The organism is Roseateles sp. (genome assembly GCF_047654805.1).
Taxonomy (GTDB): Bacteria; Pseudomonadota; Gammaproteobacteria; order Burkholderiales; family Burkholderiaceae_C; genus Pelomonas.
In genome coordinates, this window is sequence record NZ_JASGIV010000001.1 from 2,712,226 (window position 1) to 2,727,624 (window position 15,399).

At 68.7% G+C, this 15,399-nt stretch carries 11 protein-coding genes; 5 read left to right on the forward strand and 6 right to left on the reverse strand.

What is annotated here, in order from left to right; all coding sequences use genetic code 11:
- Positions 1 to 30: 30 nt before the first annotated feature.
- The 6 genes from QM732_RS12200 to QM732_RS12225 all read right to left on the reverse strand — a co-directional run bounded on the left by QM732_RS12200 (position 31) and on the right by QM732_RS12225 (position 6,734).
- Complete coding sequence (locus tag QM732_RS12200; RefSeq protein ID WP_415656400.1) at positions 31 to 309, reverse strand: DUF3325 domain-containing protein; 279 nt, start codon at positions 307 to 309, stop codon at positions 31 to 33.
- Entirely contained in the window at positions 302 to 1,969 is a 1,668-nt protein-coding gene (locus tag QM732_RS12205; RefSeq protein WP_415656401.1) for a PepSY-associated TM helix domain-containing protein, read from the reverse strand. The genes QM732_RS12200 and QM732_RS12205 overlap by 8 nt, the downstream gene beginning before the upstream one ends.
- A gap of 14 nt (positions 1,970 to 1,983) precedes the next feature.
- On the reverse strand, positions 1,984 to 2,280 hold the full coding sequence (locus QM732_RS12210; RefSeq protein ID WP_415656402.1) for an iron uptake protein: 297 nt from the start codon (positions 2,278 to 2,280) through the stop codon (positions 1,984 to 1,986).
- Positions 2,280 to 4,727: a TonB-dependent siderophore receptor gene (locus QM732_RS12215; RefSeq protein ID WP_415656403.1), complete on the reverse strand. Its 2,448-nt coding sequence runs from the start codon at positions 4,725 to 4,727 to the stop codon at positions 2,280 to 2,282. Before QM732_RS12215 ends, QM732_RS12210 begins: the two co-directional genes overlap by 1 nt.
- Positions 4,728 to 4,867: 140 nt before the next feature.
- The gene (locus tag QM732_RS12220; protein ID WP_415656404.1) at positions 4,868 to 5,908 is read right to left on the reverse strand and encodes a FecR family protein; all 1,041 of its coding nucleotides are present in this window, start codon (positions 5,906 to 5,908) and stop codon (positions 4,868 to 4,870) included.
- A gap of 97 nt (positions 5,909 to 6,005) precedes the next feature.
- The gene (locus QM732_RS12225; protein WP_415656405.1) at positions 6,006 to 6,734 is read right to left on the reverse strand and encodes an RNA polymerase sigma factor; all 729 of its coding nucleotides are present in this window, start codon (positions 6,732 to 6,734) and stop codon (positions 6,006 to 6,008) included.
- Between the two features lie 156 nt (positions 6,735 to 6,890).
- On the opposite strand from QM732_RS12225, the gene QM732_RS12230 reads away from it, so the two are divergent.
- Genes QM732_RS12230 through QM732_RS12250 form a run of 5 tightly spaced genes read left to right on the forward strand, consistent with a single transcriptional unit; the run spans position 6,891 to position 15,396 of the window.
- The gene (locus QM732_RS12230) at positions 6,891 to 9,089 is read left to right on the forward strand and encodes a TonB-dependent receptor (protein ID WP_415656406.1); all 2,199 of its coding nucleotides are present in this window, start codon (positions 6,891 to 6,893) and stop codon (positions 9,087 to 9,089) included.
- A gap of 28 nt (positions 9,090 to 9,117) precedes the next feature.
- Positions 9,118 to 10,485 (forward strand): tetratricopeptide repeat protein, encoded by a 1,368-nt coding sequence (locus QM732_RS12235; RefSeq protein WP_415656407.1) that lies wholly within the window; start codon positions 9,118 to 9,120, stop codon positions 10,483 to 10,485.
- A complete protein-coding gene (locus tag QM732_RS12240) occupies positions 10,482 to 13,001 on the forward strand; it encodes an ABC transporter substrate-binding protein (RefSeq protein WP_415656408.1) in 2,520 nt (839 codons plus the stop codon). Before QM732_RS12235 ends, QM732_RS12240 begins: the two co-directional genes overlap by 4 nt.
- Positions 12,998 to 13,804 carry an ABC transporter permease gene (locus QM732_RS12245; RefSeq protein WP_415656409.1) on the forward strand — a complete coding sequence of 269 codons (807 nt, stop codon included), beginning with the start codon at positions 12,998 to 13,000 and terminating at the stop codon, positions 13,802 to 13,804. The genes QM732_RS12240 and QM732_RS12245 overlap by 4 nt, the downstream gene beginning before the upstream one ends.
- The gene (locus QM732_RS12250) at positions 13,801 to 15,396 is read left to right on the forward strand and encodes a dipeptide ABC transporter ATP-binding protein (RefSeq protein ID WP_415656410.1); all 1,596 of its coding nucleotides are present in this window, start codon (positions 13,801 to 13,803) and stop codon (positions 15,394 to 15,396) included. Before QM732_RS12245 ends, QM732_RS12250 begins: the two co-directional genes overlap by 4 nt.
- Positions 15,397 to 15,399 lie beyond the last annotated feature (3 nt).

A 15,399-nucleotide genomic window follows, 5' to 3' on the forward strand; every position in this document is an offset into this window, starting at 1 on the left:
GGCCGCCGCCACGTGCATCGACCGCTAGGGTCAGCGCTCAGCCAGCCAACTGAACGTGAAGGCCACCATCACGGCGGCGGCAGCGAGTGTCATCGGCCAGACCAGCGCGGCCATCGTTCCGTGATCGGCAACCAGGCAGGCCGCCAGCGATGCGGCCAGGCCCGCCCATCCCAGAACACGCAGCACGCGCCGCGGTGGATCCCCGCGGCCGCGCACCTGCGCCCAATGCGCCTCCAGCGAAAGCGCCAGGCATGCCATGCCAAGTACGGCCAGCAGCAGTGCGCCGGCAAGCCAGATTGCGTCAGCCATGGGCCACCACCTCCGTCAGAGCCGGCTGGGCCGGTGTATTGCGTTCGCGCCCGGCCAGGCGTCGCGCGGCGACGAGGGCGAGGCCCGCACTTCCCAGCAGCACCAGGTCGACACCGGCAACGGGCCAGTACTGCGCCGCCAGCGTCTTGATCAAGTGATCGCCGGTCGTCACCCAGTTCAGCAGCACGGCGGTGACGCACAGGGCCGCGAGCGCGCAGCACTGCTCCCGCCATGCAGGGGCGATCCGGGCAGCGCGCACGGGTGATGTGCGCCATATCGCATGCACCAGCGCCATCAGCCAGGCCCCCCAGAAGACACGCTCCTCCCAGTCGCCTCGCATGGGTAGGTCGAGAGGCAGCAGGCGATTGCCGACCAGCATCGCCACGGTCGCGCACAACATGCCGGTGACGGTCGTGACCGCGAGCGCGTCGACCCAGCGCGCGCCGCTCTTGCCCTGCTTGACGTGCTGGCGTTTGCGCTTCTCGACGAAGAAGATGAAGCCGGTCGCGATGCATACGCAGCCGGCCAGGCCGCCCGCGAAGTAGAGCGCACGAAGCATCCAATGCCGGAAATGCTGAAGGTGCAGTCCGGTGATGAAGTCGTTGATGCCACGTACCGCGCTGACCGGCTCGTCCTCGCGGATCACTGCGCCTGTGGTTCCATTGAAGTGGATGCCCTCGCCGGTGAGCGTGACGCGGTCGGTGCCGGCACGGTAGATGCTGACCGTCGCATTCACGTCGCCCACATGGTGGATGCCGAGGAAGCCCACCTCGCCGGCCATGCCCCGCGCCGCCCAGCGGCTCTGCGCCTCTGCCACCATCGCGTCCACCGAGGCCATCGGCGCGGCGATGCCGGCCGCATGCTCCGGCAGGCCGCTGCGCGCCGTCTCGAGTTTCTGGAAGGCCTGGGCCTGGGGCTTGAGCAACGTGCTCGAGACCGGGAAGTAGATGCCCGCGAAGATGATCAGCCCAGACAGCGCAAACATGAAGTGGAAGGGCAGCGCGACAACGCCAGTCAGGTTGTGCAGGTCCAGCGCGCTGCGCTGGATGTGCTTCTTCGGCCGGAAGGTGAACAGCTCACGAAAGATCTTGCGGTGCATCACCACCCCGGTCACCAGAGCGGCCAGCATGGCCATCGCGGCCAGCCCGACGATCCAGTAGCCCAGGTCCATCCAGTGCAGATGCAAGCTGTAGTGCATGGGATAGAAGAAGTGGCTGCCGATCTTCAGCGCGGTCTCCGGCAGGGGCGTACCCGTACGGGGATCCAGGGTCAGCGAGCCGTAGGCATGGTCGTTGTCCGGATCCTTCGGGTCGGGGATCTCGAAGCCTGACCACATCTGCAGCACCGGGTCCCGGTGCGTCGTGTAGGCACCCCACTCATGCAGAGGCAGCTCCTGCGGCAACGGGCTCTTGCTGCGCTCCTGCGCATGCTCGCGCGCAGCGGCGTCGAGCTTGATCGTGCGGAAGGCCGGCTCCAGCATCTTGTCGAAGGAGGGCAAGGGCTGCGGCGCGAAGCGCGAGGCAGGAATCGCCCAGCGATCGATCTCGCGGTCGTACACCGACAGCGAGCCGAAGAAGAAGCAGGCCATCAGCACGAAGCCCAGCACCAGGCCGAACCAGGTGTGGACCCAGGTCATCGAAAGTCGGAATGTCTTGAACATAGGTATTGCTCCTGTCAGGCCTGGCGGCTCATCAGCCAAGCCAGCGCCGTCATCAGCACACCGCCACCGACCAGGACCAGACCGACCCGGGTGAGACTCGACGCTGCAAAGCTCCACAGGAACACCGTCAGGTAGAGCAGAAAAGCCAGCAAGAAGGCCAGCGTCTGCGCGTCGCCGTATCCCATGCCGGCGGCCGACAGCAGCGTGATGCCGAGAGCAACAAAGCCCCAGGCAAAGAGCCAGCCGCCGACCACACCGGCCGCAACACGGCCGAAGACCTGCAGCTTGGCGTTCTTGGGGGTGTTGGCCATCAGAAGCTCCCTCGCAGGGTCAGCATGAGGTTGCGGGGCTCGCCGTAGAAATTGCCGTAGCCGCTGTTCCCGACGGTGCTGAAGTAGGTCTTGTCGAAGGCATTGTTCAGGTTCAATGCCAGGCTCCACCGGGCGTCGAGGTCGTAGGCGGCACGCAGGGACCAGATGGCATAGGCCTTCTGCGCGAAGGCGAAGTCCTGCCAGTCACCGTCGAATTCGCCGGTCGCCGGGTTGTAGGCCTGCACCGATCCGGCCTGGTAACTCCTGCTCTGGGCCGTGACGCCCCAGCCCAGGCTGAAGCCGGGCCACAAGGCGGACAGCTCATGGTTGGACCATGCCTTCAGCAGATGCTTGGGCGTCAGGGTGTTGAAGCGGCCATCGTCCGCGCGGACGTTCTTGTTGTCGTTGTAGGTGTAGCCGAAGGACAGATCCCAGGTCGGCAGCACGCGCCCGGTCAACTCCATGTCGACGCCACGGCTGCGCTTGTCGCCGGCAGCGACGTAGCAGCACCAGGCGTTGTTGCCGGTGGGATTCCAGCTCTGGTAAACGGCTTCCTTCTTCTTCTCGATGTCGAACACCGCCAGACTGGCCATCAGCCGCCCGTTGAGCAGCTCGCCCTTGATACCGATCTCGCTGTTCTTGCCGGTCGCCGGCTCCAGCGAGGGGCCGTTGACCGACGCGTAGTAGTTCAGCTGCGACTGGTAGATCTCCGTGCGGCTGGCATAGACCGACCACTGGGAACCGAGGTCGTAGACCGCGCCGACATAGGGCACGAAGTCGTTCTTCTGGCTGAAGTCGTTGCTCGTTCCTGTCTTCTTGTTGAGGATGCTCTGCGTCTCGTGGAACACCTTGCGGCCGCCCGCCGTCAGCGCCAGCCCCTTGATCGGGCGCATCCGCAGCGACGCGTAGACGGCATTCGCGGCACCGGCATTGCGGCTGGACGAGTCCCAGCCGCCGGGCGGGTAGTCCAGCGCCGGCGGGGCGGTGCGGTCGAAGACATTGCCGGGCCCGTAGTAGGTCCAGTTCTGGTTGTAGTGCTTGATCGAGCTGTTGCGGTCCACGCCGACGATCACGTCGTGCGACTGGCCGAAGGCGTCGAAGCTGCCCTGCACGTTGGCGTCGGCCAGCGTCGAGCTGCCCTGGGTCTTGTCCTGATACCGCCACCAGTCGGACTGCTTCGTCGTGTAGCTGATTGAGCCCTCCATCTCGGCACCATTGATCGCGTCATCCCCGCTCATGTGGCGCACGTTGGCGTTGAGCTTCCAGGCGGGGGCGAGTTGCTGGCGCAGGCTGGCGTAGACGGTCACGTTCTGCCGCTCCAGCCAGCCCCAGGGCGCGCCCATCGTCGTGCTGCGCGGGAACCCCGCATCGGTGCCGTCGACATAGCGCATCAGGCTGGCATTGAAGGCGCTCTGCCGGTCCTTTTGCAGGCTGGCACCGGCAACCAACGAGGTGTCCGTTGACGGATCGAACTGCAACGCACCGTAGATGACCTTGCGCCGGCTATGACTGGGCTTGAAGAAGTGGTCCTGGTCCTGCAGCACGGCCACAGCACGCCCCTTCAGGCGGCGGTCTCCGGTCAGCGGACCTGTCACGTCAAGCTCGGCGCGATGGTTGTTCCAGCTGCCGACGCTGAGCGTCGCGTTCACGCCGAACTGCTCCTTAGGGCGCTTGGAGCGCAGGTTGATCACGCCGCCGGCGTCGCCCGCGCCGAACAGGCCGTCGGCGCCGCGCAGGATGGACACCTGCTCGAACAAGGCCACGTCGGCGCTGTTGTCCCGGTCGGCGATGGTCGCCGTGGCGCCGTCGTCGTAGCGGATGTTCTTGATCTGCAGGCCCCTGGAGTAGTAGTTGTTGTTGAGCCAGAGTTGCTCACGCGTCACGCCGGTGGCCTGCAGCATCAGGTCGTCCAGCGTCGTCAACGCCTGCTGCTCGATGCGTTCCTGGGAGATCACCGTCACCGACTGGGGCATCTCCCTCGGCGACTGGTCAAACTTGCTCGGCGCCGCCGCGAGCGTCTTTGTCTTGGCGCCGCGCACCACGACGGCTGGAAGTGCGCTCGAGCCGTCGGCGGCGACCGAAGCCGCCACGGGCGCTACGGCCACAGGCTGGGCCGGCACGCGCTTGATCGTGACAACGGAACCTTCGATGTGCGCCACCAGACCACTCCCGGCCAGCAACAGCTTGAGCGCCTGCTCCGGATGCATCTGGCCGGACACGGCGGGGGCTGCCCTTCCCGCGACCAGCGCCTGGGGCACGGCCAGCTCGAGCCGGGTCTGCCGCGCCAGCGCGTTCAGCGCCTGCGCCAGGGGCTGGGCCGGCAGGCTGATGGCGTGCGCCACGCCGGCCTGCGCCGACGCGATGCCGGGAATGGCGAGTGCGCATGCCAGGGTGAAGGGAAACAGTTGCCGGGGAGAAAGGAAGCCGGGAAGGGAACGAGGCCGCATGGAAAGAGTGCTTTAATGAGAATGATAATGAGAATCTTTCCCATGTAGACGCAGCACTTGCTCACACCCCTACCTGGCGGCCAAGAAATTTGAGAGTCTTTTTGTGGACCGGAACGCCTGACGCCGCCAGGCATCTCACCTCAGGGCACGGCCTGGATCTCGATCTGGTCGGCGTGCGGCTGCAGGCGCACCGGCAGTACCTGCGGCAGCACGCGCCTGAAGTTCTCCAGTTGGTGCGGGTTGAAGGTGCCGGTCAGCCGTAGCGCCGCGGTGCGGGAGTCCTTCAACACGAGGCCTGTCGCACCGTAGCGCTCGAACTCGTCCAGCACCTGCGCCAGCGTGGCATTCTCGAAACTCAGGCGCCCTTCGCGCCAGCCGGCGACACCATCGGCCGCAACCGCCGTCACGGTGCCAAGCCGCCCCCCTGCATCGCCGTCCACCTGCTGGCCGGCACTCAGCTCGATGGCCGCACCCCCCGTCGGCCGAGCGGAGGCCACCCGGACGTGACCTTCCTCGACTGCCACGCGCACCCTCCCCTCGTCGCCGGTCGTGTAGCGCACGGCGAAGCGGGTGCCGAGCACGGTGACGCGCAGCGGCCCCGCCCAGACATCGAAGGGGCGAGCCTCGTCCCGGGCCACCTGAAACATGGCCTGCCCCTCGGTCAGGCGCACCTCGCGGCGTTCGCGGTACAGCGCGACCTCGCCGCGCGAGGCGGTGTCCAGCCGGACCTGGCTGCCGTCCGGCAAAGCCAGCGCCAGTTGCTGGCCGCGCGCCGTGGAAAAGCTCTGGCTATACAGCGGCTGCTGCTGGCGCGGGTACCAAGCAAGGAAAGTTGCGCAGGCAACGGCCAGCGCCAGCGCCGCGGCTCCTCCGTAAGCCCATGATGACCGAACCGACCAACGGAGCGGGCTGCGCCACGGCGATTGCATCTCGCGCTCCAGGTCCGCCGCGAGTTGGTGGCGCAGCCGGCCAACGCCCGCCGCCGGCAACGCGTCCAGCTCATCCCACTGCTGTGCGCACCGTGCCAGCGCACGCGCATGCTCGGGCGATGCCGCGAGCCACGCTCGAAGCTCCGCCTGCTCCGCAGCCGCCAGCCCAGCTCGCTCACGGACAAACCAGTCCAGCGCCTGCTCGGACAAGTCAGGACTCGAGGTTTGTTGCGGCAGGGGCTTGACGCTCATGCAGCGGGGCCGGGCAAGTCTGTTACCGAGCCCGACGCGTCGACGACGAGCCTCCTGGCCTTGACCGATGCGCTGCAACGTGCGCGTACGGGTGCGCTCATGCGCCACTCCCTGAGTCGTCGCTCCATTGGCGCCGGCAGGCCTGACATGCCTTCAGAGCCAGCTTGATGTGGCGCTCGACCATCTTGACCGAGATGCCCATCCGCACTGCAACCTCGGCCTGCGGCAGGCCATCGAACTTGTGCAGGATGAACGCCTCCCGGCAGCGCAGCGGCAGGGCAGAGATCGTGTCGAGCATGGCCTGGGCATTGCGCGCCGCACAGAGCGCAGCCTCGGGCTCGAAGGCCTGAGGCGCCGGCATCGCGTCAGCCGGCGCCAGCATGCCCTGCTCTTCGGGCTGGTTCTCATCGCGCACCTCGCGGCGGCGGTGCCGATCGACGATCAGATTGCGCGCGGTGCGATAGAGGAAGGCTCGCGGCTCCGAAATGGCCTGGCCTCCGTACTGCACGGCGGCGGCCCGCGCATATGTTTCCTGCACCAGATCCGCCGCAGCCTCGCGATCGCGAACCTGGCGGGACAGAAAGTTCAGGAGTTCCTGGTAATAGCGCTCGACCACGGGCTGCTTCAAAGAGACGGCGTGGCGATGGCAGCGACTGCCGGCTGGGCCTTTGGCGACATTATCCATATGCGACTTGATGGCAGCCTCCGAATCGTGTCCCGACCGGCTTGAGCCGGCTGCCATCGGTGCATCGGAAGTTGTTCGACGCAACCGTGAGCAACCCTGTTGATAAGTGGTGTGACGGCCAGCTAAGCCCTTGTCCCGCAACGGTGCGCACCGGATTGCTCAAGAACCGGGCAGCCCGGCGGATCGAACTGGCCCTCCCTGGTGGACTTTCCGCATATCGATGCACCGATTCCTTCGTGGCGAGAGGCTGCTCCGCTGCCTAGAGTGCGGCGCATTCCAACTCGCACACCCCGGGACATGCCGTACCGTCCGCCCCTCTCCCTGACGTCCCTTGCCGCCGCACTCACCGCGGTCTTCGCAGGTCCCGCCCTCGCAGCCGACACCCCCGCCACGCTGGACCGCGTGGAGGTCACTGCACAGCGCCGCGCCGAATCGGCGCAGGACGTCGGCATCGCGATCAGCGTGCTGTCCGGCGACGAGCTGAAGGCACGCGGCGTCAACCAGATCAACCAGTTGCAGGGCGAGCTGCCCAGCCTGGAGATCGAGCCGGCGTTCGGCAGCGGCCAGGCGCAGTTCCGCATCCGCGGCATCGGCTTCCAGGACTACGGCGCCAACAACGCCTCGCCGGTCGGCGTGTACGTGGACGAGGTCGGCTATGCCTTCCCGGTGCAGACGCAGGGTCTGCTGTTCGACCTGGAGCGCGTCGAGGTGCTGCGCGGCCCGCAGGGCACGCTCTATGGCAAGAACACGACTGCCGGCGCCGTCAACCTCCTGTCACGCCGGCCCACGAAGCAGGCAGAGGCCGGGTTCAGCATCGGTGTCGGCTCGCATTCGGCAGTGCAGGCGCAGGGCTACCTGTCAGGCCCGCTTGGTGAGCAGGTGCGCGGCCGCATCTCGGTCGCCAGCGAGCACGGCGGCGCCTGGCAGCGCAACCGCGTCACCGGCGAGAAGCTTGGCGACCAGCGCATCGCCGCCGTCCGAGGGCAACTCGAAGTGGACGTCACGCCGGACCTGCAGGCGCGCATCAGCCTCAGCCACAACCAGGACCGCTCCGACGTGCAAGGCCTGTACGTGCCGACGCCGCGCAGCCACACCAACCAGGCCGCGGACGCCGATCCCACCGCCACCGGTTGGGGACTGCAAAGCGACTTCGCGCAACTGGCCGGCGTGGCCGCCAATGCAAAGCCGTCGCGCGACAACAGCGCCACCAACCTGTCGCTGCACCTGGACTGGAACCTCGGCTCCACGCGACTGACCAGCATCACGGCCCACCAGCGCTTCACCCGCCATGAGTTGGGCGACTGGGACGGCACAGCCGTCAACCATTCAGACGTCTACTGGCAGGACCGTGCCCGCGTAACGACGCAGGAACTGCGGCTGTCCTCCCAGGCCAATGCAGTGCTGCCCTGGGTCGTCGGCGCCTACTACTCGAAGGAGCGCCTGGACGAAGACTGGCTGACCGACTTCCGCCACGACTACGGCCTGATCACGCGCACCCGCTACGGCCAGGACGGCCGCACGACCGCCGTGTTCGGGCAGGCCGACGTACCGCTTGCCGCGCAATGGACGCTGGTGGCCGGCGTACGCCAGGAACGCGAGACTCGCGCCGTCCACGACTTCAGCACAGGCACTACGCCGGTCATCGCCGGCCTGGGCGTCAGCGGCGCGGCCGCGTCACTGACCAGCAACCAGACCTCCGGCAAGCTCGCGCTGCAGTTCAAGCCAGAGGCCGGAACGCTGCTGTATGCGTCGCTTAGCCGAGGGCTGAAGTCCGGCGGCATCACCGCGCACAACACCTTCAACACGCTGGCGCTGACGCCATTCCAGCCCGAGAAGCTGGTTGCGCTGGAACTGGGCGCGAAGACCGACCTGACGCACCAGTTGCGCGTCAACGCAGCGATCTTCCACTACGACTACCGCGACCAGCAGTTCCAGGACGTGACCACCTCGCCCACCGGCGCACTGATCGGCAAGATCATCAACATCCCGCGCTCCCGCATCGATGGCGGCGAGTTCGAACTGCAGTGGCGACCGCTGGCAGGCCTGACCATCGCCCAATCCGTGGGCTACAAGCGAGGCACGTTCAAGGACTTCAACTCACCGCTGCTGGGTGACCTGTCAGGTCACAGCCAGTTCTTCCCCAAGCTCAGCTACGGCGGCTCGATCGCCTATGCATGGACAGCCGGCGGGCTGGACCTGAAGGTCGCCGGCGACTACAGCTACCGCAGCAACTCGCCGTCATGGCTGAACCGCCTGAACGTCGACGGCGGCACGCTGTACGACATCCCGGCCTACTGGCTGGCGAACGCACGCGTCGAGATCGCGCCGTCCGGCTCACCGTGGCAGGCCACGGTCGGCGTGCGCAACCTGTTCGACCGCCGCTACGACCTGACGCGCAACTTCTTCGGCAATCGCCCCAGCACGGCAGACGACCTCAACGTCGCTGCCTCAGGTCAGCCGCGCACCTGGACGGCCACGCTCAGCTACGCCTATTGAGGTGCTCAGGTCTGGCTATGCTGGCGCCATGGCAGCAGACTTCCTTGGCAACCCGTTGACCGACCGCGACCCCGTGCTGATCGCGGGGCTGGACGACTTCGTCGGCGGCTTCCTCGCCTACGAGACACGCGCCGAGACCATCCTGGGCACGGCAGCCGCACATCCGGGCGCGGTGATGGCCCAGGTCTACGCGGGTTGGCTGTGGATGTTCCTGGAGGCGCCCGAGGCGCCGGCGAAGGCGCGGCCCTACCTCGATGCGGCGCGCGCGGCGCTGAAGCCCGGCGACGGGCCGGCACATGCGCGTGAACGTGAGCAGGTCGAGCTACTTGCCGAATGGGTAGCCGGCGACACGGCCGCCGTCGAGCGGCGCGCCGCGCTGATTGCCCAGCGCTGGCCGCAGGATCTGGCCGTCGTCAAGCTGGCGCAGTACCTGGCCTTCAACCGCGGCGACGCGCCGGCCATGCTGCGCAGCATCCTGGCCGTGCTGCCGGACCACGCGCACAACGCGCACGTCCAGGGCATGGTGGCGTTCGCCTACGAGCAATGCCATCGGCTGGACGAGGCCGAGGCCGCCGCGCGGCTGGCGCTGACCCTGCAACGCCGCGAACCCTGGGCCCAGCACGCTCTGGCCCATGTGCTGCTGACGCGCGGACGCGTGGATGAGGGCCTTCACTTCCTCGAAGCCGTGAGCAGCACCTGGACCGGACTGAACTCGTTCATGCTGACCCATCTGTGGTGGCATCTGGCACTGTTCTACCTGGCGCGCGGCCGCTTTTCTGACGCGTTGTCGCTGTACGACAGCCAGGTCTGGGGCGTGTCACCAGGCTACTCGCAGGACCAGATCGGCGCCGTGCAGCTGCTGGCGCGCCTGGAATGGGTGGGCGTTGACGTCGGCCCGCGCTGGACGCAGCTGGCCGAGCACCTGACGGTACGCGCCGACGACACCACCGAACCCTTCCTGAGCCTGCTCTACCTGCTGGGCCTGGCTCGCGCCGGTAGGCCCGAGGCGGACCGGCTGCTTGCGGCCATCATGACGCGTGCCGACGCCGCCCGCGGCGAGGCCCGCATCGCCTGGCGCGACGCCGCGCTGCCAGTCGCGCAAGGCCTGGTTGCGCTGGCCCGCGGCGATGCGGCCGCCGCCGATGCGGGGCTGTCGCAGGGCCTGCCTCGACTGGTTCGCATCGGCGGCAGCCATGCGCAGCGCGACCTGTTCGCGCAGCTGCAGATCGACGCCGCCATGCGTGCCGGCAACGACCGCGACGCGCAGCAGGCGCTCGAGCAGCGCCGTCTGGTGGACCCGCTCGACGTGCCCGTCAACGCACGGCTCGCCACCCTGTATGAGCGCCTGGGCCTGCCTGGCCTGGCAGCCGACGCCCGCACGGCAGCGGCCGCATGAGGCGCCTGCTTGCCGCCCTGCTGCTGTTCACGCTGTGCCTGACCGCCGGGGCCGGCACGCTGCGAGTCGCGCTACAACTGGAGCCGCCGCTGCTGGACCCGACCGTGGGCGCCGCAGCGCCCATCGGCGAAGTCGTCTACGGCAATGTGTTCGAGGGTCTGGTCGTGCTGGCCGAGGACGGCAGCGCGCAGCCGCGGCTGGCCGAGCACTGGGACATTGCGCCCGACGGCCTCAGCATCAGCTTCCGGCTGCGTGGCGGCGTACGCTTTCACGACGGCACGCCATTCGATGCCGCCGTCGCGAAGTTCGCGCTGGACCGCGCACGCGCTGACGGCTCGGCCAACCCGCAGCGCAGCCTTCTGGCCGCGATAGCCCACGTCGAGGCGCCCGATGCGCGAACACTGCTGCTGCGACTCAAGCGCCGCGATGGCGGCTTGTTGCAGAGCCTGGGCAGCGCGGCCTTCGTCATGGTCGCGCCGGCCAGCGTGACAAGCAACCCGACTGCGCCCAATGGCACCGGCCCCTGGCGCTTCGTGCGCTGGCAGCGGGGCAACGCGATCGAGCTGGCGCGCTTCGACGGCTACTGGGGCGCAAAGGCCCGGCTCGATGCGCTGCGCTACCGCTTCATCGCCGACCCGTCTGCCGCCTACGCCGCCGTGATGGCCGGCGACGTCGACCTGTTTGCCAACTTTCCAGCACCCGAGCACCTGGCACAGATCCGTGCTGACCGCCGTTTCGAGCTGAGAGTGGGCTTGAGCGAGGGCGAGACGCTGCTGTCCATCAACCATCGCCGCGCGCCACTGCAGCAACTGGCCGTGCGCCGCGCGATCGCCGCCGCGATCGATCGCCAAGCGCTGATCGACGGCGCGATGTTCGGCTACGGTCAGCCCATAGGCAGCCATTTCTCGCCGCGCCATGCCGCCTATGTCGACCTGACCGGTCAGAGCCCGCACGACCCGACACGCGCCCGCGCGCTGCTGGCAGAGGCACATTGGCCGGCGGACCGCGTGCTGAGCCTGAAGCTGCCTCCCACTGCCTACGCACGACGCGGCGGCGAGATCCTCGCGGCACAGCTGGCCGCCGTGGGCATACGCACTCGCATCGAGAACCTGGAATGGGCGCAGTGGCTGGACCAAGTGTTCGTGCGTCACGACTTCGACCTGACGATCATCGTCCATGCCGAGCCGCTGGACTACGGCATCTACGGCCGCGACGACTACTATTTCGGCTACCGCAGCGAACGCGTGAAGGCGCTGCTGCGCCGGCTCGATGACCAGACCGCCGAGCCCGAGCGCCGCGCGACACTGCAGGCGCTGCAGCGCCAGCTCAGCGACGACGCCGTCAACGGCTTCCTGTTCCAGTACCCGCGGTTGCTGGTGCAGCGCGCCGGGCTTGCCGGCGTTCACGTCAACGCGGTCGGCAGCCTGGAGCTGGCCGGCGCGACGCTCCCCGATGCCGGCGCCGCGCAGCCCCAGGATCACGCGGGCCTGCCGCGCACCGTCGCCATCGCCGCATTGACCCTGCTCGTACTGGGAGTCGCCCGCCTCGCATGGCGCTCGCAGCCACGCTGGCTGCTGGCGCGGTGCGCGGCACTGGTGCTGACGCTGGCGGTGGCCAGCGTGTTGATCTTCGCGCTGGTGCAGATCGCCCCCGGCGACCCGGCGCGCTACGTGCTGGGCATCCAGGCCGACGAGCAGGCCGTCGCGGCGCTGCGCGAGCAACTGGGCCTCAATGCACCGGCGCTGACTCGATATGGCCGCTGGATCGCCGCGCTGCTGCAGGGCGACCTCGGCGAGAGCCTGACGTATCGGCTGCCTGTCAGCCAGCTTCTCGCTGAGCGGCTGCCGCTGACGGTGCCGCTGGCCGCACTGGCGCTGGGCCTGGCCATCGCGCTGGCCGTGCCGGCTGCCCTGTTGGCTGCGCGCCGGCCCGACGGCTGGGCGGACCGCGCGGTCGGCGCGTTCAGCCAGCTGGGCGTCTCCGTGCCGGACTTCTGGCTGGGCGTCATGGGGGCGTGGCTGTTTGCCGTCGTGCTCCGCTGGGTGCCGGCCGGCGGCTTCCCCGGCTGGGAAGCCGGCCTCGCCGAAGGACTGCGCGCACTGGCGCTGCCGGCGCTGGCACTGGCACTGCCGCAGGCAGCCATCCTGACGCGCGTGCTGCGCGCGGCGCTTGCCGAGCTGGCGCACGCAGAGTTCCTGCGCACGGCTCGTGCCAAGGGCGCGAGCCGCTGGCGCGTGCTGTGGCGCCATGCGCTGCCCAACACCGCGTCACCGGTACTGACGCTGCTGGGCCTGCAAACGGCCTATCTGCTGGCCGGCTCTGTCATCGTCGAGAACGTGTTCTTCCTGCCTGGCGTCGGCCGGCTGCTGTTCCAGGGCGTCACCGCGCACGACCTGGTGCTGGTGCAGAGCCTGGTGCTGGTGCTGGTGGCTCTCGGCGTCTCGGTGTCGGCCCTGGTCGAGCTGGCCGCGCGCGCGGCCGACCCCCGGCTGACGCGGCGCGGGGGTGGCGCATGAACCGCCGGCTCGCATTCGGCACACTGCTGGCCGGCTCCTTTGTCGCGCTGGCGCTGTTGTCGCTGGCCTGGACGCCCCATCCGCTGGAACATCTCGCCATCGCCGAGCGACTGCAGCCGCCCGGCCCGACACACTGGCTCGGCACCGACCATCTGGGCCGCGACGTCCTGTCGCTGTTGATGCGTGGCGCAGCAACGTCGCTGGGCGTTGCTGCGCTGGCTGTCAGTCTGGGCGCTTTGGTGGGCGTGCCGCTGGGCCTGTGGGCGGCCGCGCGTGCCGGCTGGCCGGATGAGCTGCTGATGCGGGGCAACGACATCGTCTTCGCGTTCCCGCCACTGCTGCTGGCTGTGCTGCTGACGACGGCACTTGGGCCCGGCGCCTCCAGCGCCATCCTGGCCATCGGCGTGTTCAACATCCCCGTGTTCGCCCGCGTCGCACGCGGGCTCGCGCTGCCGCTGTGGCAGCGCGAGTTCGTGCTGGCTGCCCGGTCGGCCGGCAAGGGCGACGGTCGCATCTCGCGCGAGCATGTGCTGCCCAATCTTGCCGGTGGCCTGCTCGTGCAGCTCAGCTTGCAGCTGTCGTTGGCGTTGCTCGCCGAGACTGGGCTGTCCTACATCGGCCTGGGCACGCAACCGCCTCAGCCCAGCTGGGGCCGCATGCTGGCCGACGCGCAGACGCTGACGGCGCTGTCGCCCACGCTTGCACTGTTCCCGGGCTTGGCCGTCGCGCTGGCGGTGCTGGCCTTCCATCTGCTCGCAGCCGGGCTGCGCGAGAGGCTCAACCCGCACCGGGAGGAGAAATGACCGCGCTGCTGCAACTGCGCGATCTGGGCGTCACACTGGGTGGCCAGATCCGCCTGCATGGGCTGAATCTCGAAATTGGCACCGGGGAGGTGCTGGGGCTGGTCGGTGAATCCGGCTCCGGCAAGTCGCTCACTGCGCTGGCCGTCGCCGGGCTGCTGCCGGCGGGTGCCCATGCGCAGGGCCAGGTGCTGCTGGACGGCGAGGATCTGCTGACGCTGCCGGAAGCTCGTATGGACGAGCGCCGCGGCGCGGTGCTGGGCCTGGTGTTCCAGGAGCCGATGAATGCGCTCAATCCACTGATGACGCTGTCCGAGCAGGTCGCCGAGGCCTTCTCCCTGCACTCTGGGCAGCGCGGCCCGCTGTCGCGACGAGAAGCTCTCGCGCAGGCGGAAGCGGCGCTGGCCCGCGTCGGGCTGGAAGGCCTGGGTAGACGTCATCCGCACGAGCTCTCAGGCGGCCAGCGCCAGCGCGGCGTCATCGCCATCGCAATGGCCTTGCGGCCTCGGTTGCTGATTGCCGACGAGCCCACCACCGCGCTGGACGTGCGCACGCAGGCCCAGGTGCTGACATTGCTGCGCGAGATGGTGCGAGAACAGGGCGGCAGCCTGCTGCTGATCAGCCACGACCTGCCGCTGGTGGCCGGCATCGCCGACCGCATCGCCGTGATGCGCCAGGGCCGGCTCGTCGAGCAGGGGCCGGCGCGGCCACTGCTGCGCGCGCCGCAACGGCCGGAAACGGCTGAACTCATTGCGGCATCAGCGCTGGCGGAACGCCCGGCAGTGCAGGCGCCGCCGCTGGATGCGCCGCTGCTGGCGGCCGAAGGGTTGGTCCGCGAGGTACGACATCGCGACGGTCTGTTCTCACGCCCTGTCGTGAAACGGCTGCTGGATGGCGTATCGCTACGCATCGCGCCGGGCGAGCGCGTCGGGCTGGTGGGCGAGTCGGGGTGCGGCAAGAGCACGCTGCTGCGCGCACTGCTCGCGCTGGAGCCGCTGCAAGGCGGCGAAGTGCGCCTGCAGGGCCAGCGCTTCACTGGCGCCGAGCGGGAACTGCGCCGTCAGGTACAGATCGTCTTCCAGGACCCGGCCGGCAGCCTGGACCCACGCTGGCGCGCATGGGAACTGGTCGCCGAGCCGCTGGCTTTGCTCGATTCGCCGCCGGATCGCTCGGCACAGCGCCAGCGCGCCTGCGAATGGCTGGAACGCGTGGGACTGGGTGCGGATGCCGCTGAGCGCCATCCGCACCAGTTCTCGGGCGGTCAGCGGCAGCGGCTGGCAATTGCTCGCGCGCTGGTCCTGGAGCCTGCGCTGCTGGTGCTGGACGAGGCCGTGTCGGCGCTGGACGTCAGTGTGCGTGGGCAGATCCTGGCGCTGATCGATGCGCTGTGCCGCGAGCGCGGCACAGCGCTGCTGTTTGTCACGCACGATCTCGGTGTCGTGCGGGCAGCGACGGACAGGCTGTACGTGATGCAGGCCGGGCGCATCGTCGAGAGCGGCGCAACGCCGGACGTTTTCGAGCGGCCGGCGCAGGCCTACACGCAGGAGTTGCTGGCGGCGACGCCGGATCTGGCGCAAGCCCTGAAGCGAGCCTGAAGG

Bases quoted from the DNA above. Each gene is read 5' to 3' on its own strand.
- QM732_RS12210 (WP_415656402.1), bottom strand. From the start codon at position 2,280: ATGGCCAACACCCCCAAGAACGCCAAGCTGCAGGTCTTCGGCCGTGTT.
- QM732_RS12250 (WP_415656410.1), top strand. From the start codon at position 13,801: ATGACCGCGCTGCTGCAACTGCGCGATCTGGGCGTCACACTGGGTGGC.
- QM732_RS12235 (WP_415656407.1), top strand. From the start codon at position 9,118: ATGGCAGCAGACTTCCTTGGCAACCCGTTGACCGACCGCGACCCCGTG.
- QM732_RS12205 (WP_415656401.1), bottom strand. From the start codon at position 1,969: ATGTTCAAGACATTCCGACTTTCGATGACCTGGGTCCACACCTGGTTC.
- QM732_RS12220 (WP_415656404.1), bottom strand. From the start codon at position 5,908: ATGAGCGTCAAGCCCCTGCCGCAACAAACCTCGAGTCCTGACTTGTCC.
- QM732_RS12200 (WP_415656400.1), bottom strand. From the start codon at position 309: ATGGCTGACGCAATCTGGCTTGCCGGCGCACTGCTGCTGGCCGTACTT.
- QM732_RS12230 (WP_415656406.1), top strand. From the start codon at position 6,891: ATGCCGTACCGTCCGCCCCTCTCCCTGACGTCCCTTGCCGCCGCACTC.
- QM732_RS12245 (WP_415656409.1), top strand. From the start codon at position 12,998: ATGAACCGCCGGCTCGCATTCGGCACACTGCTGGCCGGCTCCTTTGTC.
- QM732_RS12240 (WP_415656408.1), top strand. From the start codon at position 10,482: ATGAGGCGCCTGCTTGCCGCCCTGCTGCTGTTCACGCTGTGCCTGACC.
- QM732_RS12215 (WP_415656403.1), bottom strand. From the start codon at position 4,727: ATGCGGCCTCGTTCCCTTCCCGGCTTCCTTTCTCCCCGGCAACTGTTT.